At 69.5% G+C, this 23682-nt stretch carries 24 protein-coding genes; 11 read left to right on the forward strand and 13 right to left on the reverse strand.

Annotated features, from left to right (window positions below; translation table 11 throughout):
• Positions 1 to 43: 43 nt before the first annotated feature.
• From ACZ6ZP_RS06165 to clpS, 3 genes are all read right to left on the reverse strand, one after another.
• Positions 44 to 1513 (reverse strand): amino acid permease, encoded by a 1470-nt coding sequence (locus ACZ6ZP_RS06165; protein WP_351164789.1) that lies wholly within the window; start codon positions 1511 to 1513, stop codon positions 44 to 46.
• Between the two features lie 377 nt (positions 1514 to 1890).
• Positions 1891 to 2487 (reverse strand): DUF2017 domain-containing protein, encoded by a 597-nt coding sequence (locus ACZ6ZP_RS06170; protein ID WP_351164790.1) that lies wholly within the window; start codon positions 2485 to 2487, stop codon positions 1891 to 1893.
• Between the two features lie 11 nt (positions 2488 to 2498).
• Complete coding sequence (gene clpS / locus ACZ6ZP_RS06175) at positions 2499 to 2813, reverse strand: ATP-dependent Clp protease adapter ClpS (RefSeq protein WP_160505277.1); 315 nt, start codon at positions 2811 to 2813, stop codon at positions 2499 to 2501.
• A gap of 80 nt (positions 2814 to 2893) precedes the next feature.
• Here clpS and ACZ6ZP_RS06180 point away from each other — a divergent pair, with 80 nt between their 5' ends.
• Both ACZ6ZP_RS06180 and ACZ6ZP_RS06185 read left to right on the forward strand, forming a co-directional pair.
• Complete coding sequence (locus ACZ6ZP_RS06180) at positions 2894 to 4222, forward strand: nicotinate phosphoribosyltransferase (protein ID WP_351164791.1); 1329 nt, start codon at positions 2894 to 2896, stop codon at positions 4220 to 4222.
• A gap of 148 nt (positions 4223 to 4370) precedes the next feature.
• Positions 4371 to 4955, forward strand: coding sequence for a nicotinamidase (locus tag ACZ6ZP_RS06185; RefSeq protein ID WP_351164792.1), 585 nt, complete (start codon positions 4371 to 4373; stop codon positions 4953 to 4955).
• A gap of 61 nt (positions 4956 to 5016) precedes the next feature.
• Here the strand turns inward: ACZ6ZP_RS06185 and ACZ6ZP_RS06190 are convergent, their stop codons facing one another.
• Together ACZ6ZP_RS06190 and ACZ6ZP_RS06195 are read right to left on the reverse strand one after the other, a co-directional pair.
• Positions 5017 to 5370 (reverse strand): hypothetical protein, encoded by a 354-nt coding sequence (locus tag ACZ6ZP_RS06190; protein WP_351164793.1) that lies wholly within the window; start codon positions 5368 to 5370, stop codon positions 5017 to 5019.
• 156 nt (positions 5371 to 5526) lie between these two features.
• Positions 5527 to 7941, reverse strand: coding sequence for an immune inhibitor A domain-containing protein (locus ACZ6ZP_RS06195; RefSeq protein ID WP_469405682.1), 2415 nt, complete (start codon positions 7939 to 7941; stop codon positions 5527 to 5529).
• Positions 7942 to 8415: 474 nt separating this feature from the next.
• On the opposite strand from ACZ6ZP_RS06195, the gene ACZ6ZP_RS06200 reads away from it, so the two are divergent.
• Entirely contained in the window at positions 8416 to 8709 is a 294-nt protein-coding gene (locus ACZ6ZP_RS06200) for a hypothetical protein (RefSeq protein ID WP_351164821.1), read from the forward strand.
• 57 nt (positions 8710 to 8766) lie between these two features.
• Here ACZ6ZP_RS06200 and ACZ6ZP_RS06205 read toward each other — a convergent pair whose 3' ends face one another.
• Together ACZ6ZP_RS06205 and ACZ6ZP_RS06210 are read right to left on the reverse strand one after the other, a co-directional pair.
• Entirely contained in the window at positions 8767 to 9417 is a 651-nt protein-coding gene (locus ACZ6ZP_RS06205) for an RDD family protein (protein WP_351164795.1), read from the reverse strand.
• Between the two features lie 161 nt (positions 9418 to 9578).
• Positions 9579 to 11159 carry an RDD family protein gene (locus ACZ6ZP_RS06210; protein ID WP_469405683.1) on the reverse strand — a complete coding sequence of 527 codons (1581 nt, stop codon included), beginning with the start codon at positions 11157 to 11159 and terminating at the stop codon, positions 9579 to 9581.
• A 231-nt stretch (positions 11160 to 11390) separates the two neighbouring features.
• Between ACZ6ZP_RS06210 and ACZ6ZP_RS06215 the strand changes: the two genes are divergently transcribed.
• On the forward strand, positions 11391 to 11870 hold the full coding sequence (locus tag ACZ6ZP_RS06215) for an SsgA family sporulation/cell division regulator (RefSeq protein ID WP_351164798.1): 480 nt from the start codon (positions 11391 to 11393) through the stop codon (positions 11868 to 11870).
• A 43-nt stretch (positions 11871 to 11913) separates the two neighbouring features.
• On the opposite strand, the gene ACZ6ZP_RS06220 is transcribed toward ACZ6ZP_RS06215, so the two are convergent.
• Complete coding sequence (locus ACZ6ZP_RS06220) at positions 11914 to 13293, reverse strand: FAD-binding oxidoreductase (RefSeq protein WP_351164799.1); 1380 nt, start codon at positions 13291 to 13293, stop codon at positions 11914 to 11916.
• Between the two features lie 99 nt (positions 13294 to 13392).
• Between ACZ6ZP_RS06220 and ACZ6ZP_RS06225 the strand changes: the two genes are divergently transcribed.
• On the forward strand, positions 13393 to 14949 hold the full coding sequence (locus tag ACZ6ZP_RS06225; protein WP_469405687.1) for a tetratricopeptide repeat protein: 1557 nt from the start codon (positions 13393 to 13395) through the stop codon (positions 14947 to 14949).
• 155 nt (positions 14950 to 15104) lie between these two features.
• On the opposite strand, the gene ACZ6ZP_RS06230 is transcribed toward ACZ6ZP_RS06225, so the two are convergent.
• Genes ACZ6ZP_RS06230 through hppD form a run of 4 tightly spaced genes read right to left on the reverse strand, consistent with a single transcriptional unit; the run spans position 15105 to position 17460 of the window.
• On the reverse strand, positions 15105 to 15692 hold the full coding sequence (locus tag ACZ6ZP_RS06230; RefSeq protein WP_351171116.1) for a nitrile hydratase subunit alpha: 588 nt from the start codon (positions 15690 to 15692) through the stop codon (positions 15105 to 15107).
• Positions 15692 to 15970, reverse strand: coding sequence for an SH3-like domain-containing protein (locus ACZ6ZP_RS06235; protein ID WP_383822360.1), 279 nt, complete (start codon positions 15968 to 15970; stop codon positions 15692 to 15694). The genes ACZ6ZP_RS06230 and ACZ6ZP_RS06235 overlap by 1 nt, the downstream gene beginning before the upstream one ends.
• The gene (locus tag ACZ6ZP_RS06240) at positions 15963 to 16256 is read right to left on the reverse strand and encodes a hypothetical protein (protein WP_351171111.1); all 294 of its coding nucleotides are present in this window, start codon (positions 16254 to 16256) and stop codon (positions 15963 to 15965) included. The genes ACZ6ZP_RS06235 and ACZ6ZP_RS06240 overlap by 8 nt, the downstream gene beginning before the upstream one ends.
• A 34-nt stretch (positions 16257 to 16290) precedes the next feature.
• Positions 16291 to 17460, reverse strand: coding sequence for a 4-hydroxyphenylpyruvate dioxygenase (gene hppD, locus ACZ6ZP_RS06245; RefSeq protein ID WP_351171108.1), 1170 nt, complete (start codon positions 17458 to 17460; stop codon positions 16291 to 16293).
• A gap of 133 nt (positions 17461 to 17593) precedes the next feature.
• Here hppD and ACZ6ZP_RS06250 point away from each other — a divergent pair, with 133 nt between their 5' ends.
• The 6 genes from ACZ6ZP_RS06250 to ACZ6ZP_RS06275 all read left to right on the forward strand — a co-directional run bounded on the left by ACZ6ZP_RS06250 (position 17594) and on the right by ACZ6ZP_RS06275 (position 22689).
• Complete coding sequence (locus ACZ6ZP_RS06250; RefSeq protein ID WP_160505290.1) at positions 17594 to 18064, forward strand: Lrp/AsnC family transcriptional regulator; 471 nt, start codon at positions 17594 to 17596, stop codon at positions 18062 to 18064.
• 129 nt (positions 18065 to 18193) lie between these two features.
• Positions 18194 to 18841 carry an ABC transporter permease gene (locus ACZ6ZP_RS06255; RefSeq protein ID WP_351171145.1) on the forward strand — a complete coding sequence of 216 codons (648 nt, stop codon included), beginning with the start codon at positions 18194 to 18196 and terminating at the stop codon, positions 18839 to 18841.
• Positions 18834 to 20126: a betaine/proline/choline family ABC transporter ATP-binding protein gene (locus tag ACZ6ZP_RS06260; RefSeq protein ID WP_383822356.1), complete on the forward strand. Its 1293-nt coding sequence runs from the start codon at positions 18834 to 18836 to the stop codon at positions 20124 to 20126. Before ACZ6ZP_RS06255 ends, ACZ6ZP_RS06260 begins: the two co-directional genes overlap by 8 nt.
• A 5-nt stretch (positions 20127 to 20131) precedes the next feature.
• Positions 20132 to 21031: an ABC transporter permease gene (locus tag ACZ6ZP_RS06265; protein ID WP_383822680.1), complete on the forward strand. Its 900-nt coding sequence runs from the start codon at positions 20132 to 20134 to the stop codon at positions 21029 to 21031.
• Complete coding sequence (locus tag ACZ6ZP_RS06270; protein WP_399976975.1) at positions 21028 to 21999, forward strand: glycine betaine ABC transporter substrate-binding protein; 972 nt, start codon at positions 21028 to 21030, stop codon at positions 21997 to 21999. Before ACZ6ZP_RS06265 ends, ACZ6ZP_RS06270 begins: the two co-directional genes overlap by 4 nt.
• A gap of 72 nt (positions 22000 to 22071) precedes the next feature.
• Positions 22072 to 22689, forward strand: a complete 618-nt coding sequence (locus tag ACZ6ZP_RS06275; RefSeq protein WP_351171102.1) for an ArsR/SmtB family transcription factor — start codon at positions 22072 to 22074, stop codon at positions 22687 to 22689.
• 148 nt (positions 22690 to 22837) lie between these two features.
• Here ACZ6ZP_RS06275 and ACZ6ZP_RS06280 read toward each other — a convergent pair whose 3' ends face one another.
• Complete coding sequence (locus ACZ6ZP_RS06280) at positions 22838 to 23644, reverse strand: S16 family serine protease (RefSeq protein ID WP_351171099.1); 807 nt, start codon at positions 23642 to 23644, stop codon at positions 22838 to 22840.
• Positions 23645 to 23682: the final 38 nt, after the last annotated feature.

A 23682-nucleotide genomic window follows, 5' to 3' on the forward strand; every position in this document is an offset into this window, starting at 1 on the left:
GGTACGAGCGGGCCCACATGCTGGGACGAGGGGTGTTACGGCACTACTTCACCGCGTCCTGCGGCTCGGCCTTGTCGCCGCCCGCGGGCTGCGCGCCCCGCTTCTGCATGATCAGGTAGCCGACGCCGAGGATCAGGGCCCACACCGGAGCCGCGTAGAGCGAGATCCGCGCGTCCTTGTCGATGCCCATCATCACGATGACCATCCCGATGAAGGCGAGCGCGAACCAGCTCGTGTACGGAGCGCCCGGCGCCCGGAAGGTGGACTGCGGCAGCTCGCCGCGGTCGGCCTTGCGGCGGTACTTGATCTGGCAGACCAGGATCATGATCCAGGCCCACATGCCGGAGATGGTCGCGAAGGAGACGACGTAGTTGAACGCCTCGCCCGGCCACTGGTAGTTGATCCAGACGCCGACCAGCATCAGCGTGGCGGAGAAGGTGGTGCCGACCAGCGGCAGGCCGTTCTTCGTCAGCTTGGTGAAGAACTTCGGGCCCTGGCCGTTGAGCGCCAGGTCGCGCAGCATGCGGCCGGTGGAGTACATGCCGGAGTTGCAGGAGGAGAGCGCGGCCGTCAGGACGACGAAGTTGACGATGGCGGCGCCGATGCCCAGGCCCATCTCCTCGAAGGCCGCGACGAACGGCGAGACGCCCGGCTGGAACGTGGTCCACGGGACGACCGAGAGGATCATGATGAGCGCGCCGACGTAGAAGACGGCGATGCGCCACGGCACGGTGTTGATGGCCTTGGGCAGGACGGTCTTGGGGTCCTTGGACTCGCCCGCGGTGACGCCGACGAGCTCGACGGCGAGGAAGGCGAACATCACGATCTGCAGCGTCATCAGCGTGGAGCCGATGCCGTTCGGGAAGAAGCCGCCCTGGTCCCACAGGTGGGACACGGACGCGGTGTCACCGGCGTCGGAGAAGCCGATGGTGAGGACGCCGGCGCAGATGAGGATCATGCCGATGATCGCGGTGACCTTGACCATCGAGAACCAGAACTCGAGCTCGCCGAAGAGCTTCACGGAGATCAGGTTGGCGCCGTACAGGATGACCGTGAAGATCAGCGCGTAGGCCCATTGTGGAATGGAGCCGTGCGTCCAGTACTGCATGTACTGGGCCGCCGCCGTGACTTCCGTGATGCCGGTCACGACCCAGAAGAGCCAGTACGTCCAGCCGGTCACGTACCCGAAGAACGGGCTGATGAATTCACGCGCGTACTCCGAGAAGGAGCCCGACACGGCGCGGTACATGAGCAGCTCGCCCAGGGCCCGCATGATGAAGAAGATGACGAGGCCGGCGATGGCGTACGCCAGGATGAGGCTCGGACCGGCCTTGTGGATGGCCTTGCCCGCGCCGAGGAACAGGCCGGTGCCGATGGCACCGCCGATCGCGATCATCTGGATCTGCCGGGCACCTAGCCCGCGCTGATAACCCTCGCCTGACGAGCCGGGCGAACCGCCCGCGCCGTCGGCCTCATTGCCGTCGTGATGCTCTTCGACCTGCACTGAGGTCATGGTGACGCCTTTCTCCACGCTAGATCCGTGAGCCCGCAGTCTGCGTCATGGCCACGGATCAGGTCCTGATCCCCCCGGATATGGATGGAGTGCTACCGGCGGTCTGCCGGCCCGAGCGCCACCGGTGACATGGGTGGCGTCACCGAGTGGTCGTGAAGATTTATCACGGTCGCAATAGTGATCGGTTCATCCGCGTGTGGCCCACACCACGAGAAGAACCGGACAAAATTCCCCTGACGCGTCAAACACGGGCAATGAAGTGACACGATCGTTATCCGGATTTGAGCGTCCGCTGAGCGAACGCGAGGTAACCGCTGCTACATACAACGACTTTGCTGTGACATTCAGCCCTCGCCGTCAGCCCTCGGCCGTCAGCCTCAGTCGATGAGCGTGCCGACCAAGGTCTCCTGCAGACCGCCCAGCCAGAGATAGGCCATCACCATCGGCTTGCGCGGATCGGAGTCCGGCAGCTGGTAGAGCACGTCCGTGTCGTCCTCGTCGGTCACTTCCAGGCGCGCGCCGATCGCGAGACGCAGGTCGTTGAGCGCGCCGAGCCAGTGCCGCGACTCGTCGGCGGACAGCTTCAGGACGGCGCCGCCCTCGCCCCTGGACGTCATGGCGTCGAGGCAGCGGATCACCACCAGGGCGTCGTCGCGCTTCTTGGCCCGCAGGTCGTTCTCGGTGAAGCGCCGGAACTCCGAGGAATACGCCCGCACTTCCTCCTCGTCGGCCTTCTCGCTGCCCGGACCGCCGTACGCGTCCGGCAGCAGCCGCTGGAGGACCGGGTCGGTGGGCGGCTCGCTGGGGCCCTCCGCGAACAGCTCCGCGAGCGGGTCGTCGGAGGCGTCCTCGGCCGGGCCCGGCCCGATCAGCTCCAGGAGCTGCACGGCGAGGGACCGGATGATCGAGATCTCGACCTCGTCGAGCGCGACGGCCGCGCCGCCCCCGGGAATGGCTTCGAATTGTCCTGGCATCAGATGCGTCGCTACTTCCGGTCCTGCTGGAGGGTGGCCCACAGCCCGTACCCGTGCATGGCCTGTACGTCGCGCTCCATCTCCTCGCGGGAGCCGGTGGAGACGACGGCACGGCCCTTGTGATGCACGTCCATCATGAGCTTCGTGGCCTTCTCCTTCGAGTACCCGAAGTAGGACTGGAACACATAGGTCACGTAACTCATCAAATTGACCGGGTCGTTGTGGACCAGCGTGATCCATGGGACGTCCGGCTCCGGAACGGCGAAGGTCTCTTCGTCCGATTCGGGGCGGGTGATCTCTGCGGGAGCCGTACTCACTTGTCCCATGCTGCCACTCGCAGGGGGCCCTCGCACAAATGGGCTCACGAAATCGTCAGAGTGACGAGATGCGGGGTAGCATCCTTCGTATGAACACAGCGGACCTTGGGCTGCCGGTGGATGTTCCGTCGACAGCGCTCTTCACGGATCACTACGAGCTCACGATGCTGCAGGCCGCCCTGAAGGCCGGCACCGCCGATCGGCGCTCCGTCTTCGAGGTCTTCACCCGCAGACTGCCCGAGGGGCGCCGCTACGGCGTGGTGGCCGGAACCGGCCGGGTCCTGGACGCCGTGGAGAACTTCCGCTTCGACGCCGACGTCATCGGCTTCCTGCGCGAGCGCCGCGTGGTCGACGAGGCGACCCTCCAGTGGCTCTCCTCGTACCGCTTCAGCGGCGACATCTGGGGCTACCCGGAGGGCGAGGTCTACTTCCCCGGCTCGCCGATCCTGCGCGTCGAGGGCTCCTTCGCCCAGTGCGTGCTCCTGGAGACGGTGATCCTCTCCATCCTCAACCACGACTCGGCGATCGCGGCCGCGGCGTCCCGGATGGCCTCGGCCGCCGGTGAGCGCCCGCTGATCGAGATGGGCGCACGGCGTACGCACGAGCTGGCGGCCGTCGCCGCGTCGCGCGCCGCCTACGTCGGCGGCTTCGCCACCACGTCCGACCTGGCGGCCGGCTTCCGCTACGACATCCCCACGGTCGGCACGTCGGCCCACGCCTTCACCCTGCTGCACGACAACGAACGCGACGCCTTCCAGGCCCAGGTCGACTCCCTGGGCCCCGGCACGACCCTGCTCGTCGACACGTACGACGTGACCGAGGCCGTCCGCACCGCCGTCGAGGTCGCCGGGCCCGAGCTCGGCGCCGTGCGCATCGACTCCGGCGACCTGCTCCTGGTCGCGCACCGGGTGCGCCAGCAGCTGGACGAGCTCGGCGCGACGAAGACGAAGATCGTCGTGACCTCCGACCTGGACGAGTACGCCATCGCCTCGCTGGCCGCGGCGCCCGTGGACGCGTACGGCGTGGGCACGCAGCTCGTCACCGGGTCCGGGCACCCGACCTGTTCGATGGTCTACAAGCTGGTGGCCCGCGCCCATTCGGCCGACACGAAGGCTCCGCTGGAGCCGGTGGCCAAGAAGTCGCTCGGCGCCAAGTCCTCGGTGGGCGGTCGCAAGTGGGCCGCGCGGCGGCCCGACGAGCACGGGGTGGCCGAGGCCGAGGTGATCGGCACGGGTGCGGTGCCGGTGGAGCTCGCCGACCACCAGCTCCTGGTCGAGCTGGTCAAGGGCGGTGAGGTGGTGGCGCGCGAGCCGCTCGACACCGTGCGCGACCGGCACGCGGCGGCGCGGGAGCGGCTTCCGCTGTCGGCCACGCAGCTGTCCAAGGGCGAGGCCGTCATTCCGACGGAATACATCTGAATCAGCTGATTGTGCGCCGGAGCGGAGGGCAGGGCGTTCGAACGCCCTCTCCCGTATCGCAGACGGAGTCTCTACGCTCGGTTCATCCGGCCGAGTCCCCCTCCCTCCTCCCACCGCCTACGAGTCTTGCCGAGCCGAAGGACACCCGATGCGCCGCGCTCTGATCGTCGTCGATGTACAGAACGACTTCTGTGAAGGCGGCAGCCTCGCGGTCGCCGGGGGCTCCGACGTGGCCGCCGCGATCACCGAGCTGATCGGCCAGGCACCCGCGGGCTACCGGCACGTGGTGGCCACCCGCGATCACCACATCGACCCGGGCGACCACTTCTCGGACCACCCGGACTACGCCCGCTCCTGGCCCCCGCACTGCGTGGCGGGGACGGAGGGCATCGGGTTCCACCCGAACTTCGCGCCGGTCGTCGCGTCCGGGGCGATCGACGCGGTCTTCGACAAGGGGGCCCACACGGCCGCCTACAGCGGCTTCGAGGGGGCCGACGAGAACGGCGTCTCGCTGGCGGACTGGCTGCGGGAGCGGAAGATCACCGACGTGGACGTGGTGGGCATCGCCACGGACCACTGCGTACGCGCCACGGCCCTGGACGCGGTGCGTGAGGGGTTCGGCACGGTGGTCCTGCTCGACCTGACCGCGGGTGTCTCCAAGGAGACGACCGAGCGGGCCCTGGAGGAGCTCAAGGCCGCCGGGGTGGAGCTGACGGGCAAGCCGGTCGTCTAGGTCCAGTGCCCCGTCAGGGGCGCGGGACCGTGAAATGTGCGGCTCCGCCGGGTGGGCGCGATCAGCCCCCACCGGCCCGCAGGGGCAGATCGGACGGTCTCTGCCCCTGGAGCGCCTGCCGCTTCAGGGCCCGGATCGGATGCCAGAGCTCGGCGGCGGCGTCCGGCGCCGTACGCCATATGAGCCCGTCCGGGTGATGAAGGACCGCCGTGATCTCGTCCGGCGTCGGCGGCTCCGCGTTGCCCCGCAGATAGACGGCGCGCATGCCCAGGTTCCGCAGGCGCGTCAGCGCCCTCGCACGGTTCACCGCGTGGACGATCATCCGGACGTTGCCGCCGCCCAGGGAAGGGCTCGGCAGCGTCAAGGCCACCACCACGCTGCCGTTCGGCAGCTTGCTGAAACCTCCTGCGGACATGGCTGGTCACACCCCCGTGAGACGTCGCACGGGGCCCGAAACCGGAACAGCCGGACCCCGTGTCAATAAGAAATCCACAGGACGCACCTAAACACGATCGGCCGCCGCCCGCTAGGGGGCGGCGGCCGATCATGGCTTGACCTGCGAAAACGCTAATTACTTCTTCGAGGGACCCACCTGGACCGTGATCGAGGAGCCATCCTTCGGCTGCTTGATGATCTTGATCTGAGTGTTGGTGTCAGTGACCTTGACACTTCCCGTGCCGTTCTCCTTGTACCAGTAGGTGCCCTTGTGGTCGTCGAAGACCGGGACGCCCTTCTGGGACTTGATCTTCAGCGCCACGTCCGCGTTGTGGAGCGTGAACTTGTCCGTCGCGTACTTGCTGAAGGGCGCGTCGAACGGCTGGATCTTGTTGCGCAGGAGCGTGCCGTCCGCCCACTTGAGCGGCTTGGCGTGCGCGTCCACCGGCAGGATCAGGCCCTGGCCGGGGTGCGCGCTGGTGTTGTTGTCCTTCTGCGAGGTGTCCCACTGCCAGACCATCAGGCCGGTCTGGTACGCGTAGTGCTCCACCCAGTCCGGACGGGACTTCGAGAAGCCGAAGTTGTACGGGCCGACCTTCAGGGTCTTGTCGTACGACACGTACTGCCGGTTCTCGGCGAGGTAGTACTGGTCGTAGTTCTTGGTGAAGGACTCGCCGATGCGCGAAAAGCCCTTCGCCGTCCAGCCGTTGTCGTCGCCCTCGGCGCCGTCCTCGAAGACCTTGGCGCCGTCCGCGGTGATCGCGAGGGCGTCGGCCGCGAAGCCCTTGCCGCCCGCGCCGCCGTCCGTCGAGTAACGGAAACGGACGTCGATCTTCTTGCCGGCGTACGCGTCGAGCGGGAACGCGAGCTTCTTGTACGCACCCGAAGCACCGGTCAACGCGGGCTTGTCACCGGCGTCGCGCGTGATGGGCTTGCCGTCCGCGGTGCCGTCCACGGGCACCCAGTTGGCGCCGCCGTCCGTCGACACCTCGGTGTAGAGGTAGTCGTAGTTGGCCTCGATGTCCCACCAACCGTCCAGCGTGAGCTCGGACTTGGACTTGCCGGTCAGGTCGACCGAGCGCGTCAGGGTGTTCTTGAGGTCGTCGCCCTGGTCGCTCCACCACTGCTTGGAGCCCTGGGTGGGCTTGGTGACCGTGGTGGTGACGGGCTTCTTCGGGAGGTCGACGACGAGCGCCTGGCGGTGCCGGGTGTTGTACTCGGAGACGCCCAGCTTGTGCTCGGACGTCGTCGCGGCCTTGGCCTTGGCGTAGTCGAGCCAGCCCAGCTGGAACTTGTCCCAGGCGGTCATGTCGCCGGGCAGGTCACCGATGGCGTCCTTGCCGGTGCCCAGCCAGGAACCGGCCGACATCAGCGACCAGAAGCCGACCGAGTTCTCGCCCTTGCCCGAGGTGTCGTACAGGTCGGGCAGGCCCAGGTCGTGGCCGTACTCGTGGGCGAAGACGCCGAGGCCGCCGTTCTCCGGCTGCATCGTGTAGTCGCCGACCCAGATGCCCGAGTCGCCGATCTGCGTGCCGCCCGCCTTGTTCTCGCCGGGACCGGTCTTGCCCGCGTCGCTGCCGTACGCGTACCAGCGGTGCGCCCACAGGGCGTTGGTGCCCTCGGCGCCGCCGCCGGCCGACTCGTCCTCGCCCGCGTGGACGATCTGGAAGTGGTCGATGTAGCCGTCCGGCTCGTTGAAGTTGCCGTCGCCGTCGAAGTCGTAGCGGTCCCAGAGGTCGTACTTGGCGAGGTCAGCCTTGATCTGGGCGTCCGTGCGGCCCTGGGCCTTCTGGTCCTTGGTCCAGGCGGTGACGCCGTCCTTCACCGCGTCCCAGACGTTGGCGCAGTTGGTGTCGCCGCAGTAGTTGGAGCCGTACCGCGCCTCGTTGTAGTCGACCTTGACCCAGTCGGAGACCTCTCCGTCGACCGAGTACCGGCCCGAGGAGGTCTTCTCGTAGTAGGTCTTCAGGGAGTGCTTGGTCTTGCCCTTGGCGTCCTTGCCCTCACCGAAGTAGAGGTCCTGGAAGTGCTTCCGGTTGTAGTCCTTCTGCCAGGCCGTGCTGTTGTCCTTCGCACGGTCCGGCTCGGCTATCTTGTTGTGCGCCGGGCCGGGCTTGCCGCCGTACTTCTTGACCGGCGCCTCGGGTCCTTCCGGGCCGTCGGGGTCGAACATGGTGGTGTCGTCCACCTTGTCCCCGAACTCCACCAGGATCGTGAAGATCTTGTCGGTCTTCTCCCGGCCCAGCTCGACGTACTTCTTGTCGTCGAGCTTCACGACCTGGGAGCCGCCGCGCTTCTGCACCTTCGCGTCGCCCTCGACGACCTGCTGAAGGGCCGCCTGGCGCTGCTGGGCCTGCTGCTTGCTGAAGGGCCCGTCGAGGTCGTGGTCGACCTGCGCCTTGACACTGCTCGGGTCCTGCCGGTCGATGGCGGGAGCTCCGGTGGGCCCACTGTCCTCGGCCGATGCGGTGGCTGCCGAGAACGTGGCGGCTGCCGCGGCCATCGCCACGGCAGCCGCGGTGGCTCTGAACGTCCGTCTTCTGACTGTCACTTGATGCTGTCCTCCCCCGCGTCCGCGCGAAGGCGGGCCGAGGTCCCGGTCGGAGGAGGTCCGCGCGCGATACGCGTCACAAGTGACGACATTGGACCGGAGATACGGAAGAAAAGACAGACCTTGACTTGAACAGGCCAAGTACACTATGCAGGCTCGCGGCTCCGCTATCCGGACGCGCGCGCCCGCCCGTGGCCATGGTCAACAGGCGCGTCGAACCGTCCACTTGATGGACGTCATGAACCCGTGCGCCCCCTGTGCTGCCGCACCGTGGGTTAGGTCACGCTTACTGCCCGTTCCCGTCGGGCATGGAGCGGATTAGAGTCAATCGACGGTGCGTTCCAACGCGAGGCGACACTTCTCAAGTCGCCGCAGCCGAGCATCCTTTGATTCGTATACAGCTTCACATTGGGCTCGACCACCCCCGCATCCGCTGTCCCGAGGACGGATTACGCCATGCCTCGTCCCATGCCGCTGCCTCGTCCCACCTCCGCGCAGATCACCTACGGCACGCTGACCGTCGTCTTCTCGACGCTGGCCATGCTGCTGCTCTCCCAGACGAGTTCGGGCATCGGTGTAGCGGTGATAGCCGCCGCCGCGCTCGGCCTCGGCTTACTGGTGGCGATGACGGTCCCCCAGCCAAAACCCGTGGCCGCACCGGCCACACCGACAGCGCCCGCCGCCCGGACCACGGAGCAGCGCGTTCCGGCCCAGCGCGCCGCCGCGCCGGTCCTCGCCGATTCCGTACGCGAGCCGGCGGGCCCGTAGACATCACGGACCCGCCCGATACGCCGCTGTCGCTGCCGCCGCAGCGGTCTGCCGCCGTCAGCCGGTGCTGACCACCACCGTCTTGGCCGCCTTGTCGTGCAGGCCCTGCTTGTAGGGCTTGTCGAAGAAGCTCCAGCCGCCGCAGATGGCTGTCCAGATGCAGGCGCAGCAGAAGGCGAACGGCAGCCAGAGGACGGCCGCGCGGACGAGCGCGGTCTGGAGCGTCGGGGTCGCCCCGTCGTTGAGGTTCGCGACCCGCAGCCCCAGCCACTTCTTGCCCAGGGTCTGGCCCGTCCTGGAGATCATGAAGCTGTCGTACGCGATGTAGAGCACGGCGGCGAGCAGGGACTGCCCGAAGCTCTTGCCGTACTGGACCTCATCCGGGTCGACGTCGAACTCGTTCGTGCCGAAGGCCCAGGAGAGCAGCCAGACGACCACGCCGACGAGGATCATGTCGAGGATGCGGGCGAGTACGCGCTTGCCGCTCTCCGCCAGGGGCGGCATGCCGGCGAGGGGGTCACCGGCTCCGCCGTAGGGATCGCCGCCTCCGCCTCCGCCCGCGCCGTAGGGGCCCCCTCCCCCTCCGTAGGGCGGGGGCGGGGGCGGTGTGCCGTAGGGCGAGCCGCCGCCGCTGTCCGGCGGGGGCTGCTTCCTGAAGGGGTCGTTGTCGTCGGGGGGCGGCGGGTATTGCGGCGGTTCGGTACTCATGGGCCGAGTCGACCGCGAGTGCGCCGGGGGCGCATTTGGGGAGCGGCTGTCTGGGTTAAGGGTGCCCTCGAACGCGGCCGCAGGGTCTCAGCCCGTCCGGCCCTTGAGGACCAACTCGGCGAAGCCGCGGATCAACGGCGCCCGATGCCCAGGGGCCGGAACTAGCCCGCCACAAACGTTCCCGCGGCCTTGTCGTGCCAGCACTGGCGCCACGGACGGTCGAAGACGCACCACAGGACGCCGACGACCCCGATCACCAGGACCCCCGGCACCACATAGACGAGCCAGCGCTTCAGCGCCACCCCGAACGTCGGCGCCTCGTGCTCCTCCATGTCCCGCACCTGGAGTCCGAGCACCTTCTTGCCCAGCGTCCGCCCCCACTTGGCCGTGGGCAGCACCTCGTAGAGGACGCCGAAGAGGAGCAGCACGGCAAGGACCATCCCGAGGTACCCCGCCGTGGTGCCGTCGAGCAGCCACACGGTGACCTTCTCGCCGGACATCTTCGCCGCGTCGATCTTGCTGTCGACGTGATCGGCGGCCTTCGTGCCGAGCGGCAGGGCCGCGGCCCCGGTCACGGCCACGAGAACGACCGTGTCGATGAGCCGCGCGGCGAACCGCCTGCCGAGCCCCGCCGGCCGCCCCGCGGCCTGGTTCTGCGCCATGGCGAGGAACGGGTCGCTGGCCACCGGCTTCCACGGCACGACGGGCTGCTGCTGCCCGTCCCCCTCGGCGAGCTGGTGCACCTGCTGCGCCCACGAGGGCGATCCGCCACCGGGCCCCGAGGTCACGGGCGATGCCGCGCCGCCCGGCGCACCGCCCTGCTGCGGGACGGTGGGCTGCGCGGGGGCAGGCGCGGGCGCGGGCGCAGGTGCCGCCGCGGGGGCGGGCGCGGGCGCGTGAGCGGCGGCCTGGGGTGGTACGGCGGCCTGCGGGGGCGCCGGGGTCCGTGCCGCCGTACCGGCGGCGGACGACTTCGGGCGGAGCGCCCGGATCGCCATGGTGCCTTCGGTGGCGGGCGCGGCGGCGGTGGGCCGCACCGGGCCCGCGGGCCTGCGGAACGTCACCGTGCCCTCGGCCGGGGGCTGCTGGTCCTTCGGCGGCGTACCGGCAGCGGGCTTGCCCGTCCCGTTGCCCGCCCCGCCCGGCTTGATCGCCCGGATCTGCACCGTGCCGGGCCCGTTCGTCTCCGGCGGAGAGGAAGCTTCCGCGGGAGCAGAGGCGGAGGGAGACGCGGAGGCAGAGGGAGCAGAGGGAGCAGAGGGAGACGCGGAGTCGGCGGCCGATTCGCTCGGCATCGGCACGCGCGGGTCCCGCGGGTCCCGGACCCCCGAGGCGTTGCGCTGCTCGGGCCCGCCCCAGGAAATCCGGCGCTCCTGCTCGCCGCCGAGCCCCGTCTGCCGAGCCGCGTCCGCCTGCCACGCGGAGGCGGGCTCGGGCCTGCTCCCGTGCTGCGAGGCGCCGAGGTCGTCCGCACCGGCCGCCGCCTCGGGCGCCGACATGGACGACGACGGCATGGGCTCCTCGTCGAAGAAGTGCGGCCCGGTCTCCTCCGCCGCGGAGGCGGACGCGGGGGCCGCCCCCGGAGGCGCGGGGAGCGATTCGCCGTCGGTCGGGGCGGGACGGCTGGTCCCGGGCACCCAGGCCGCTCCGTTCCAGTACCGGACATATCCGGGAATGGACGGATCGGGGTAGTAGCCTTCGCGGGGCCTGTCGTCGCCTGGGGCCGGAGTTGGGGCGCTCATGTCCGTCGTCCCGTATCTGCTCGGGGGTCTTTTAGATGTTCCACATCTATCAGACCTCTGCGCCCCCCTGTGCGTCTCCTGCCCTACAGACCACTTTCCGGGCACAGTTCAACCACGTATCGACTCCGTACGGAAAAACTTTCCGGAACCCGCGTAATGCTCCGCGCCCACCGCGCTCTCTCCTTGCACGGGCCCGCTCCAGGGCCCCGAACAAGGAAGGGAAGCACCGACATGCACACCGTGGTGGAACGCGAGCTTGAGCTCAAACTCGTCCTCTCGCCGGAACGCGCCATCCCCGTCCCGGCCCGCCTCACCTACCGCACCGACGACCCCTTCGCCGTCCACATCGCCTTCCACATCGGCTCCGAACACCCCGTGAACTGGACGTTCGCCCGCGAACTCCTGGTCGAGGGCGTGTTCAGGCCCTGTGGGCACGGCGACGTCCGGGTCTGGCCGACCAAGGTCGACGGGCGCAGCGTCGTCCTGATGGCGCTGAGTTCACCCGACGGTGACGCCCTCCTCGAGGCGCCGGCGCCCGCCGTGTCCGCCTGGCTCGAGCGCACGCTGCGGGTGGTCCCTCCGGGCTCCGAGACTGAGCGGCTCGGCATCGACGACGGCCTCGCCGAGCTGCTCACACCGACCACGGGCCGTGTCGACGAGCTCTGGCTGCGCGACCCCTGGCCCTCGGACGAGTCCAAGGACGGTGAGTGAGCTCCGCCGCCACGGGGGCGACGTACGCAGAACAGGACCGGAGTCAGAACAGCTTGCCGGGGTTGAGGAGGGAGAGCGGGTCGAACGCCGCCTTGATGGCGCGCTGCATCTCCACGCCCACCGGGCCGATCTCGCGCGCCAGCCACTCCTTCTTCAGGACGCCCACGCCGTGCTCGCCGGTGATCGTGCCGCCGAGTTCCAGACCCAGGGCCATGATCTCGTCGAAGGACTCACGGGCGCGGCGGCCCTCGTCGGCGTCCGCGGCGTCGAAGCAGACGGTGGGGTGCGTGTTGCCGTCGCCCGCGTGTGCGCAGACCCCGATCGTGAGGCTGTACTTATCGGCGATGCGGTCGACGCCTTCGAGCATCTCCGCGAGCTTCGAGCGCGGCACGCACACGTCGTCGATCATCGTCGTGCCCTTGACCGCTTCGAGCGCGGTGAGCGACAACCGCCGTGCCTGGAGGAGTAGTTCGGACTCCGCCGCGTCCTCGGCCGGGACCACCTGGGTGGCGCCCGCGGCCTCGCAGAGCGCGCCGACGGCCGCGAGGTCCGCGGCGGGGTCCAGGGTGTCGAAGGCCGCGAGGAGCAGCGCTTCGGTGGTCTCCGGCAGGCCCATGTGGGCCAGGGCGTTCACGGCCCTGATGGTCGTACGGTCCATGAGTTCCAGGAGCGAGGGGACGTGCCCGCCCTCCATGATCTTGCATACGGCGTCACAGGCGGCCTTGGCGGAGCCGAACTCAGCGGCCAGGACGAGCTGTTGGGGCGGCTGCGGCTTCAGGGCGAGGGTCGCGCGCACGACGATGCCGAGGCTGCCCTCGGAGCCGACGAAGAGGCGCGTGAGGTCGTAGCCCGCGACGCCCTTGGCCGTGCGCCGTCCGGTGCTCATGAGCCGTCCGTCGGCGAGGACGACGTCGAGGCCGAGGACGTACTCCGCCGTCACGCCGTACTTCACGCAGCACAGGCCGCCCGATGCGGTGCCGATGTTCCCGCCGATGGTGCAGGTCTCCCAACTGGACGGGTCCGGCGGGTAGTAGAGACCTTGTTCGTTCACGGCCCGGGAGAGCGTGGCGTTGACGACGCCGGGTTCGACGACCGCGATCCGGTCGACGGGGTTGATCTCCAGGATGCGGTCCATCTTGACCAGGGAGAGCACGATGCAGCCCTCGCTGGCGTTCGCGCCGCCCGAGAGGCCCGTGCGGGCACCCTGCGGGACCACCGGGACGCGGAGCTCGGTCGCCGTGCGCATGACGTGCTGGACCTGCTCGACGGTGCGCGGCAGGACGACGACGGCCGGGGTGCCCGCGTCGCAGAAGCTCGCCATGTCGTTCGCGTACGAGGACGTGATGTCGGGGTCGGTGAGGACGGCCTCGGCGGGGAGGCCGTCCTGGCCCTCGTGGAGGAGTTCGATGAGTGTGCGGCTCATGATCACAGCCTCGCACCCGGGGCCATCGGTGTGAACCCGTGTGCGACGCCCCGTCCGCATGCCGGGATGTGCTCTTCGTATTGACGCACAGTGAGCGCCATGGAGATCGAGACCGGGTCCGAGTCCGTGACCCAGAAGGAACGGCGTCCGCCGCCCGCGCCCGCCGTCTGGAGCGAGTCGCCGCGGCGCCCGCGCCGCTCGCCGGTGGTGCGGCGGGTGCTGATCGCCTCGGTCGCCGGGTGTGTGGTGCTCGGCGGGGTCCTGGTGCTGCGGCCCGGCTCGGGCGGGAAGGCGGCGCCGCCCGCGCTCGGTCCCGCCGGGCGGGCGATGGCGGCGGCGGGGGCCGGGGCTCCCGCGGCGCTGCCGGACCTCACGGTGCTGATCGGGGAGCGGGAGGCGCATGTGCGCAGGCATCCCGGGGACGACGAGTCGTGGGCGGTGCTCGGGGCCGCCTACGTCGAGCGTGGGCTCCGGACCGCGGACTCCGCGTACTACCCCAAGGCGGAGGAGGCGCTGCGTACGTCGCTGAAGACGCGGCCGGAGAGGAACGTGCAGGCCCTGACGGGCATGGCGGTCCTCGCGAACGCGCGGCACGACTACCGCGGGGCGAAGAAGTGGGCCGAGAGCGCGGTCAAGCTGTCTCCGAAGCGGTGGTCGACGTATCCGGCGCTCATCGACGCGTACAGCGGCCTGGGGGACGCGAAGGGGGTGGGCAGGGCCCTGGAGACGCTCCAGGAGCTGAACTCGGGCACCTCGGTGATGGCTCGCTCCGGGCAGGTCTACCGGGACCGGGGCTGGCGCGAGGACGCGGCGTCGAAGCTGATGGACGCGGCGGCGCTGGCGGAGGGGCCCGCGGAGAAGGCGGCGTGCCTGTACCGGGTGGGTGAGCTGTCATGGGAGCGGGGCGAGCCGACGGAGTCGCTGCGCTACTACGACGCGGCGCTGCTCTCGGACCCCGACCACCACCCGTCCCTGGCCGGGAAGGGCCGCGCGCTGGCGGCCCTGGGCCGCACCTCGGAGGCTCTCCTCTTCTACCGGAACGCGCTGGTCAGACAGCCCGCACCGGAGTACGCCCTGGCCCTGGGCGAGTTGTACGAGTCGCTGCGGCTGGCCCCGGCCGCCCGCGCGCAGTACGACGTGCTGCGGGCCCGGGTGAAGCAGGAGACGGTCAACGGCGTCAACGACGAGCGGATTCTGGGCCTCTTCGAGGCGGATCACGGGGACGCGGAGGCGGCGGTGGAGCGCCTGCGGAAGGAGTTCGAGCGGCACGGCAGTCCGGAGGTGGCGGATGCGCTGGGCTGGGCGCTGCACCGGGCCGGTGAGAGCGAGGAGGCCCTGAAGTACGCGAAGCGGGCGACGGAGAAGGGCCCGCGGAGTGCGGCCTTCGCCTACCACCGGGGCGAGATCGAGCGGGAGCTCGGCAGGTACGGCGCGGCGCGGCGCCACATCGGCGAGGCGCTGCGGATCAACCCCTACTTCTCGCCCCTGCTGGCCCCGGACGCCCGGGAGGCCCTGGAGGCCCTGGGCGACCCCCCGGAGGGCGGCCCGGCCCAGATGTACGCCCCGGCCCCGGCAGGACCCCCGGCCGACCCCGGCACGCAGCCCACCCCCACACCAAAGCCAACCCCCAGCGAGCCTCCCTCGACCCAAAGCTGACCCACCCCGTGCCCGTCCATCCCCACTCGGTTGCCCCGCGGCACGGACGTGCACGTGGCGTGCACGTGGCGTGCCGCGGGGTGATCGGGTGGGTGGGCGGGGAGCATCCGCCGCGCAGCGGCGGGACAGGGGCCGTCCGCAGTCCGCCCCCGCGGTTACAGCGGGGCCGTGCCGATCAGGGCGTTGCGGGTGATCAGGTCGGTGAGGGAATGCTCTGGGAGGGAGGCCGTGGTCGGTGGGCGGAGCGGCAGGACCATGTAGCGGGTCTCCGCGGTGGAGTCCCAGACCGTGATCGAGGTTTCCGGAGGCACCTCGAAGCCGAACTCCGCCAGCACCGCCCTCGGTTCACGCACCACCCGCGAGCGGTACGCCTCGCTCTTGTACCAGCTGGGGGACGGGCCGAGCAGCCGTACCGGATAGCAGGAGCAGAGCGTGCAGACGACCACGTTGTGGGTGTCGGCGGTGTTCTCCACCACCCTCAGGCGCTGCGGCTGGACGCCGCCCGCGGCGAGGCCCAGCTCCGCCACCGCCGACGTACCGTCCGCCAGGAGCCGCTCCTTGAACGCCGGGTCCGTCCACGCCCGCGCCACCACCCGCGCCCCGTTCAGCGGGGACGAGCCGGCGAGGAACGCGTCAAGGGCCTCGTCCAGGACGGCGCCCACGACCACCCCGCGCTCCTCCAACAGGGTTTCCAGGCGCCGCACTTGACGGGAGATCAGCGCATCGGCGTGCGTACCGGACATCAGTCGCCCTCCGCTTCCAAGTAGCTCTCCCACAGGTCGAGCACCACCCCGTGGTCCCCCTCTCCCCACAGCTCCCGCGCGGCGAACCGCACCGCGTACACCTGCTCCACCGGCGCGTCCCCCCGCCCCTGCGAGCGGACGTCCGCCAGCGGGTGGTGGCCCTCCGGCTCGACCACCACGCCCCGCTTGCCCCGGGCGTACCGCGGCAGGCGGGTGTGGTGCACCGGATCGTGGTGCACGGTCGTCACGCGGGCGCCCGGCGCGAAACGGTCAGGCATCCGGCTCACCGTCCAGCTCCCCCGCCGCCACCACACCCTTGCGGTCGAGCAGCAGCCGGATCGCGTAGAACCACCGCTCGTAGTACGACGCCGCCAGGTACTCCCCCGGCGGCATCGTCTCCACGGCGTCCCTGAACTCGTCCAGGTTGTAGACGCCTTCGCGCACCAGCGCACTGTTGAGCGCGAACACCCGCGCCTCCCAGTCCGCGTGGAAGGGCTCCGTGTCGTCGGTGGTGTCGATGGGCCCGAAGCCCGTCATCCCGCCGACGTCGTTGATCCTGGCCATCCCCGCACTCTAGCCAGCAACCCTCCGGGCTGCCCTAGAGATTGCCGCGCTTCTCCTGCTCCCGCTCGATCGCCTCGAACAGGGCCTTGAAGTTGCCCTTTCCGAAGCCCATCGAGCCGTGCCGCTCGATCATCTCGAAGAAGACCGTCGGGCGGTCCTGGACCGGCTTGGTGAAGATCTGCAGGAGGTAGCCGTCCTCGTCGCGGTCGACCAGGATCTTCAGCTCGCGCAGGGTGTCGACGGGCACGCGCGTCTCGCCCGCCCACTCGCCGAGGGTGTCGTAGTACGAGTCGGGGGTGTCGAGGAACTGGACGCCCGCCGCGCGCATCGTGCGCACGGTCTCCACGATGTCGTTCGTGGCGAGCGCGATGTGCTGGACGCCCGCGCCGCCGTAGAACTCGAGGTACTCGTCGATCTGGGACTTCTTCTTGGCGATGGCCGGCTCGTTGATGGGGAACTTCACCTTCAGCGTTCCGTCGGCCACCACCTTCGACATCAGCGCGCTGTACTCCGTCGCGATGTCGTCGCCCACGAACTCCTTCATGTTCGTGAAGCCCATGACCTTGTTGTAGAAGGCGACCCACTCGTTCATCTTGCCGAGCTCGACGTTGCCGACACAGTGGTCGATCGCCTGGAAGGTCCGCTTGGCGGGCGGCTCGACGATCGGCGACGCGGCGGTGTAGCCGGGCAGGTAGGGGCCGTCGTAGCCGCTGCGGTCGACGAGCGTGTGGCGGGTCTTGCCGTACGTCGCGATGGCGGCGAGGACGACCGTGCCGTTCTCGTCCTTGACCTCGTACGGCTCGGTGAGGCCGCGGGCGCCGTGCTCGACGGCGTACGCGTACGCGGCGCGCGCGTCCGGCACCTCGATGGCGAGGTCGACGACACCGTCGCCGTGCTCGGCGACGTGGCCCTCGATGAAGTGGCCCCAGTCGGTCGACGCCTTGATGACGGAGGTGAGGACGAAGCGGGCCCCGCCGTTGGTGAGGACGTACGAGGCGGTCTCGCGAGTGCCCGTCTCCGGGCCCGCGTACGCCACGAGTTTCATGCCGAAGGCCGTGGAGTAGTAGTGCGCCGCCTGCTTGGCGTTGCCCACGGCGAAGACGACCGCGTCCATTCCCTTGACCGGGAAGGGATCGGCCTCGCGCGCGGTGTGGGGGGTGCCAGAGATGGCCGACGTGGGCTGAGTGTTCGCGGTAGCTGCCATGTCCGCAGGCTCCCGCCGTATCGCAAGGTGCGCAATAGTTTGCGTATTCAGTGGGCAATCTGCCCAGTGGTAGTCGCGGATCAGCGGGCTATCTGTACATGATGACCACCCCCGGAGCGGAGAAGAGCACACCATGACGATCGATCATCTGGACGGCAGGCTCATCGTGCTGCTCGCCCGCGAGCCCCGCATCGGCGTCCTGGAGGCGTCCCGCCGTCTCGGCGTGGCGCGCGGGACCGTGCAGGCCCGGATGGACCGCCTTCAGTCGAACGGAGTCATCCGCGGCTTCGGCCCGGAGGTCGACCCGGCCGCCCTGGGCTACCCCGTCACCGCCTTCGCCACGCTGGAGATCAAACAGGGCCAGGGCGCCGACGTACGGGCCCATTTGGCGACCGTCGCCGAGGTGCTCGAACTGCACACCATCACCGGCCACGGCGACATGCTCTGCCGCCTGGTGGCCCGTTCGAACGCGGATCTCCAACGTGTGATCGACCGTGTGGTGGGTTTTGATGGCATCGTCCGGGCCTCCACGGCGATCGTCATGGAGAACCCTGTTCCGCTGCGGATCATCCCGCTGGTCGAACAGGCGTCAGAGGACACCTGATGCGGGTAGGTAAGGAATCAGACGGACGAACAGACACACCGCAGCACGGCCCCACGACGTACGCAGCACGCGGGCGCCGGGAGACTCCCGGCGCCGTCTGAACCGCGCCTGGACGAGGTGAGCAGTTCAGTGAACTTCTGGGACTACCTCGGCAACCGCCACCAGCAGTTGCTGACGGACGCGTACCAGCACGCCAGCGCAGTCTTCCAGTGCATGGTCGTGGCGACCGTCATCGGAGTACTGATCGGCGTCGTCACGTACCGCAGCGAATGGGCGGGCAATCTGGCCACGACCGCGACCTCCACCATCCTGACCATCCCCTCGCTCGCCATGATCGGTCTGCTGATCCCCGTCGTCGGCCTCGGGGTCGCGCCGACGGTCATCGCGCTGACCCTCTACGGCCTGCTCCCCATCGTGCGCAACGCCATCGTCGGCCTGCGCGGCGTCGATCCCTCGCTGGTCGACGCGGCGAAGGGCATCGGGATGTCGCGCGCCGCCCGGCTGGTGAAGGTGGAACTGCCGATCGCCTGGCCGCCGATCCTGACCGGCATCCGCGTCTCCACGCAGATGCTGATGGGCATCGCGGCCATCGCCGCGTACGCGTCGGGCCCCGGCCTCGGCAACGAGATCTTCCGCGGCATCGGCTCGCTCGGCAGCAAGAACGCGCTCAACCAGGTGCTCGCGGGCACGCTCGGGATCATCATCCTGGCGCTGCTCTTCGACGCCGCGTACGTACTGATCGGCCGCCTGACCATTTCGAGGGGTATCCGTGTCTGAGACCACCGCGACCAACACAGACGACGGCGCGACAGCCGAGGGCGCGGCGGCCCCGAACGCCACCACGGGCGCGACGATCGAGCTGGAGAACCTCACCAAGCGGTACGCGGGCAGCGGCGACCCCGCGGTGGACAGCGTCAGCATGGAGATCAAGGCGGGCGAGATCGTCATCCTCGTCGGGCCGTCGGGCTGCGGTAAGTCGACCACGCTGAAGATGATCAACCGGCTCATCGAGCCGACCAGCGGCCGCATCCGCATCGGCGGCGAGGACGTCACCGACATGGACCCGGTGAAGCTGCGCCGCAAGATCGGGTACGCGATCCAGTCGTCCGGGCTCTTCCCGCACATGACGGTCGCGCAGAACATCGCCCTGGTGCCGAAGATGATCGGCTGGGGGAGGTCGAAGATCAAGTCCCGGGTGGAGGAGATGCTCGACCTGGTCGGGCTCGACCCGGCCGAGTTCCACGACCGCTATCCGCGACAGCTCTCCGGCGGCCAGCAGCAACGCGTCGGCGTGGCACGGGCGTTGGCGGCCGACCCGCCCGTGCTGCTGATGGACGAGCCGTTCGGCGCGGTCGACCCGATCACCCGCGACCACCTCCAGGACGAGCTGATCCGGCTCCAGCACGAGCTGCACAAGACGATCGTCTTCGTCACGCACGACTTCGACGAGGCCATCAAGCTCGGCGACCGCATCGCGGTCCTGCGGGAGCGCTCGCACATCGCGCAGTTCGACACCCCGGAGGCCATCCTCACCAACCCCGCCGACGACTTCGTCTCCGGTTTCGTGGGCGCGGGCGCGGCTCTCAAGCGGCTCAACCTCACCCGCGTACGGGATGTGGAGATCGCCGACTTCGCGACGGTGACCGTCGACGACCCGCTCCAGGACATCTTCGACAAACTGCGGGACAGCGGCACGAACGAACTGCTGCTCCTCGACAAGCGCCGCCGCCCCTACAAGTGGCTGCGGCGCGGCGACCTGATGCGCGCCGAGGGTTCGCTGGCCCGCGCGGGCACCCTCGTGCACGACACGGTCACCCGCGACGCCACGCTGCGCGACGCGCTCGAAGCGGTCCTCACGGACAACGCGGGGCGGGTCGCGGTCACCGGGCGGCGCGGCGAGTTCACCGGCGTCGTGGACATGCAGACGCTGATGAACTCCGTGCACGAGATGCTGGAGGCCGACCGGCTCGACGCCGTGGAGCACCAGCACGAACTCCAGGAACAGCGGGCCCTGTTGACCCACCACGAGCAGGAGGGCGACGGAGGGGCGGCGAAGGCGTGAGCGGCATCCCCGGGAGCAACCCCCGGATCCCCGAGCACAAACCGGCGCCCCCCGACGGGCCCGACCCCCGGCCCGAGGGCGAGCACGAGGTCAAGGGCCACCTCTTCCGCGACACGGGCGAGGCCGAGCAGGAGCCACCGCCCTCGGCGGTGGACGCGGGCCGGGTGCGGCGGATCGGCTGGCAGAAACTCGTCATCCTGCCCGCGTTCCTCGCGCTCGTCCTGCTGCTCACCTGGTGGTGGTTCCAGCAGGCCGACCTGGACCCGATCTCCGAGAACGCCCTGGCGGACGGCAATGTGTGGCTCAGGCTCCGCCAGCACATCGAACTGACGGTGATCTCCACCTTCTTCGTGCTGATCATCGCGATCCCGCTGGGCATCCTGCTGACCCGCAAGAAGCTCCGCAAGGGCGCTCCCCCCGCGATGGCCCTGGCCAACATCGGCCAGGCGACCCCGGCGATCGGCCTCCTGGCCCTCCTGGTGATCTGGATCGGCATCGGCGAGAAGGCGGCCCTGATCGGCATCATCATCTACGCCGTCCTGCCGGTCCTCTCCAACACGATCGCGGGACTGAACGCCAACGACCCGACCCTGCTCGAAGCCGCGCGCGGCATCGGCATGTCGTCGTGGGGCGTTCTCGGCAAGGTCGAACTCCCGCTGGCCGTACCGCTGATCCTCGCGGGCGTGCGCACCGCGCTCGTCCTGAACGTCGGCACGGCGACGCTCGCCACCTTCGGCGGTGGCGGCGGGCTCGGCGACCTCATCACCACCGGGATCACCAATCAGCGGATGCCGGTGCTCATGCTCGGCTCGATCCTGACGATCGCGCTCGCGCTGCTCGTGGACTGGCTGGCGTCGCTGGCCGAACTGGTCCTTCGTCCACGCGGGTTGGAGGCCGGCTCATGAGGATCACGTTGCGTACGGCGGCCGTCGGTGTGGTGGGCGGTGCCCTGCTCGTGGGCTGCGGCCTCACCAGCGGCAGCCCGATGGTGGACGACGTCAAGCCGGGCACGATCGGCAAGGGGCTCCCCCTGAAGGGCGCCGACCTGACCGTCACGTCCAAGGAATTCACCGAGCAGCTGATCCTCGGTGCGATCATGGGCATCGCCTTCGAGGCGGCCGGCGCGGACGTCCTCGACCGGACGGGCATCCAGGGCTCGATCGGCGCCCGCGAGGCCGTCAAGGGCGGCGACGCGGACGCCATGTACGAGTACACGGGCACCGCCTGGATCACGTACCTCGGCAACTCCGAGCCCATCGACGACCCCCAGAAGCAGTGGGAGGCGGTGCGCAAGGCGGACGCGAAGAACGGCGTCACGTGGCTGCCGCCCGCCGAGCTCAACAACACCTACGCGCTGGCGATCAACCAGAAGAACGAGGCCAAGTACAAGCCGAAGACCCTCTCGGACGTGGCGGCCCTGTCGAAGAAGGACCCGGGCGCGGTCACGCTGTGCGTGGAGAGCGAGTTCTCCTCTCGCGAGGACGGTCTGCCGGGCATGCAGAAGGAGTACGGGATGAAGATCCCCAACTCCAGCATCACCAAGATGGACACCGGGATCATCTACACCCAGGTCTCCAAGGGGTCGTGCGTGTTCGGCGAGGTCTTCACCACCGACGGCCGCATCAAGGCGATGAAGCTGTCGGTCATGGAGGACGACAAGCACTTCTTCCCCAACTACAACGTCTCCCCCGAGATCAACAGCAAGGCGCTGAAGGAGCACCCGGAGATCGCGGAGGTCCTGGACCCCATCACGAAGAAGCTGGACAACACGGTGGCCCAGGACCTGAACTCCAAGGTGGACGTGGAGGGCCAGGACCCGCACGAGGTGGCCCTGGACTGGCTGGTCCAGGAGGGCTTCGTGAAGGAGGGCTAGGTACGGCTCCTCGGGCACTCGGCAAGTTACAAAGACTCCGTTGCAAAGAATGGGTTGCAACGGAGTCTTTGCATGTCTACGCTCACACACATGACGGACGGCACGACAGACCCCGAGAGCCGCAAGATCCACACCCTCACCCCGCGCTCCCTGCGGGGCCTGGCCCACCCCCTGCGCATCCAGCTGCTCACCTCCCTGCGGAAGGAGGGCCCGGCCACCGCCTCCCAACTGGCGGACCGGCTCGGCGAGTCCAGCGGCGCGACCAGTTACCACCTGCGCCAGCTCGCCGCGCACGGCTTCGTCGAGGACGCGCCCGAGCGGGGCAAGGGACGCGAGCGCTGGTGGCGGTCGACGCACCAGGGCACGCGCCTCGACGAGTCGCTCATGGCCGACCCGGACCCGGCCCTGCGCGGCGCGATCGCCGTCTATCTCCACGAGGTGGCGGCCTTCCACGCCTCGGAGGTCTCCACCTGGATCGGCACGCAGCACGACTGGTCCAAGGAGTGGACGGAGAGCTCCGACCTCAGCGACTACACCCTGCGCCTGACGCCCGCGCTCACCGCCGAACTGGTCGGCAAGATCAGTGAACTCATCGAGAGCTACCGCCCGTTGGCGGTGGACCCGGGCACCCCGGACTCCGCCAGGGTGCGCCTGCACACCCACGCCTTCCCGACGCACTCCACCGAGTGAGAGGTCTCCGCCATGCACTCCGACGTACACCTGCTGCTGCACCACGCCCGCGCCGCCGAGCTGAGGCGAGCGGCCCCCTTACGGCAACGCCGACCCCGGCTGCGTGCTCAACTGGGCTGGACCATGGTCGAGTTCGGCCTGCGCCTGGTCAGCAGCTCGGAACCTTCCCGCCCTTGTCGAGCGCCCGCAGCGACTCGACCGTTCCCTTCAGTGTCGTGACCGGAATCAGCCGCAGGCCCTTCGGCAGCTCCGCCTGAGCGTCCGAGCACTCGGCCTTCGGGACCAAAAAGACGCTCGCGCCGTCCCGCTTCGCGGCCTGCGTCTTCATCGAGACGCCGCCGACCGGGCCGACCTTGCCGTCGTCGGAGATCGTGCCGGTGCCCGCGATCTTCCGGCCGCCGGTCAGATCACCGCCGCTGCCGTTGCCGTCGATCAGGTCGATGACGCCGAGCGAGAGGAAGAGGCCCGCGCTGGGGCCTCCGACCTTGCCGAGGTCGACCTTGACCTTCACCTTGTCGGTGCCGTCCACGCCGTTCGCGTCGAGGTAGGAGAGCGCGGCCCGCGCGGCCGTGTCCTGCGACTTCTTCATGTCGCCGAGGTTGTGCTTCTCGACTTCCTTCACGTTGTCGCCCGTGGGGTACACCGAGTCCTTGGGCATCACGGAACGGTCCGTACGGAACCAGCCGTCCAGCACGTCGCCCAGGCTCACGTCCATGTCGGGCCCCGTGGCCACGATCGTCGTCATCCGCAGCTGCCCGCTCGTCTCACGGGTGGGCGCACCGGTGATCGTGATGACCCGCTTGCCCTCGCTCTCGCCGAGTACGTTCGCCGTCGACCCCGGCTGGGCCACGGCGAACGGCAACGGCGCGAGGCCCGCGACGGCGAGCAGGGCAGCCACGGGGGCGGCACAGACGGCGAGAGCCTTGGGGCGCGTGAGGCGTGAGAGGGAGAACACGGGGATCAATCTAACGTGCGAGGGAACAGACAAGCCCG

The sequence above is a fragment of the Streptomyces sp. NPDC054047 genome, assembly GCF_055585065.1.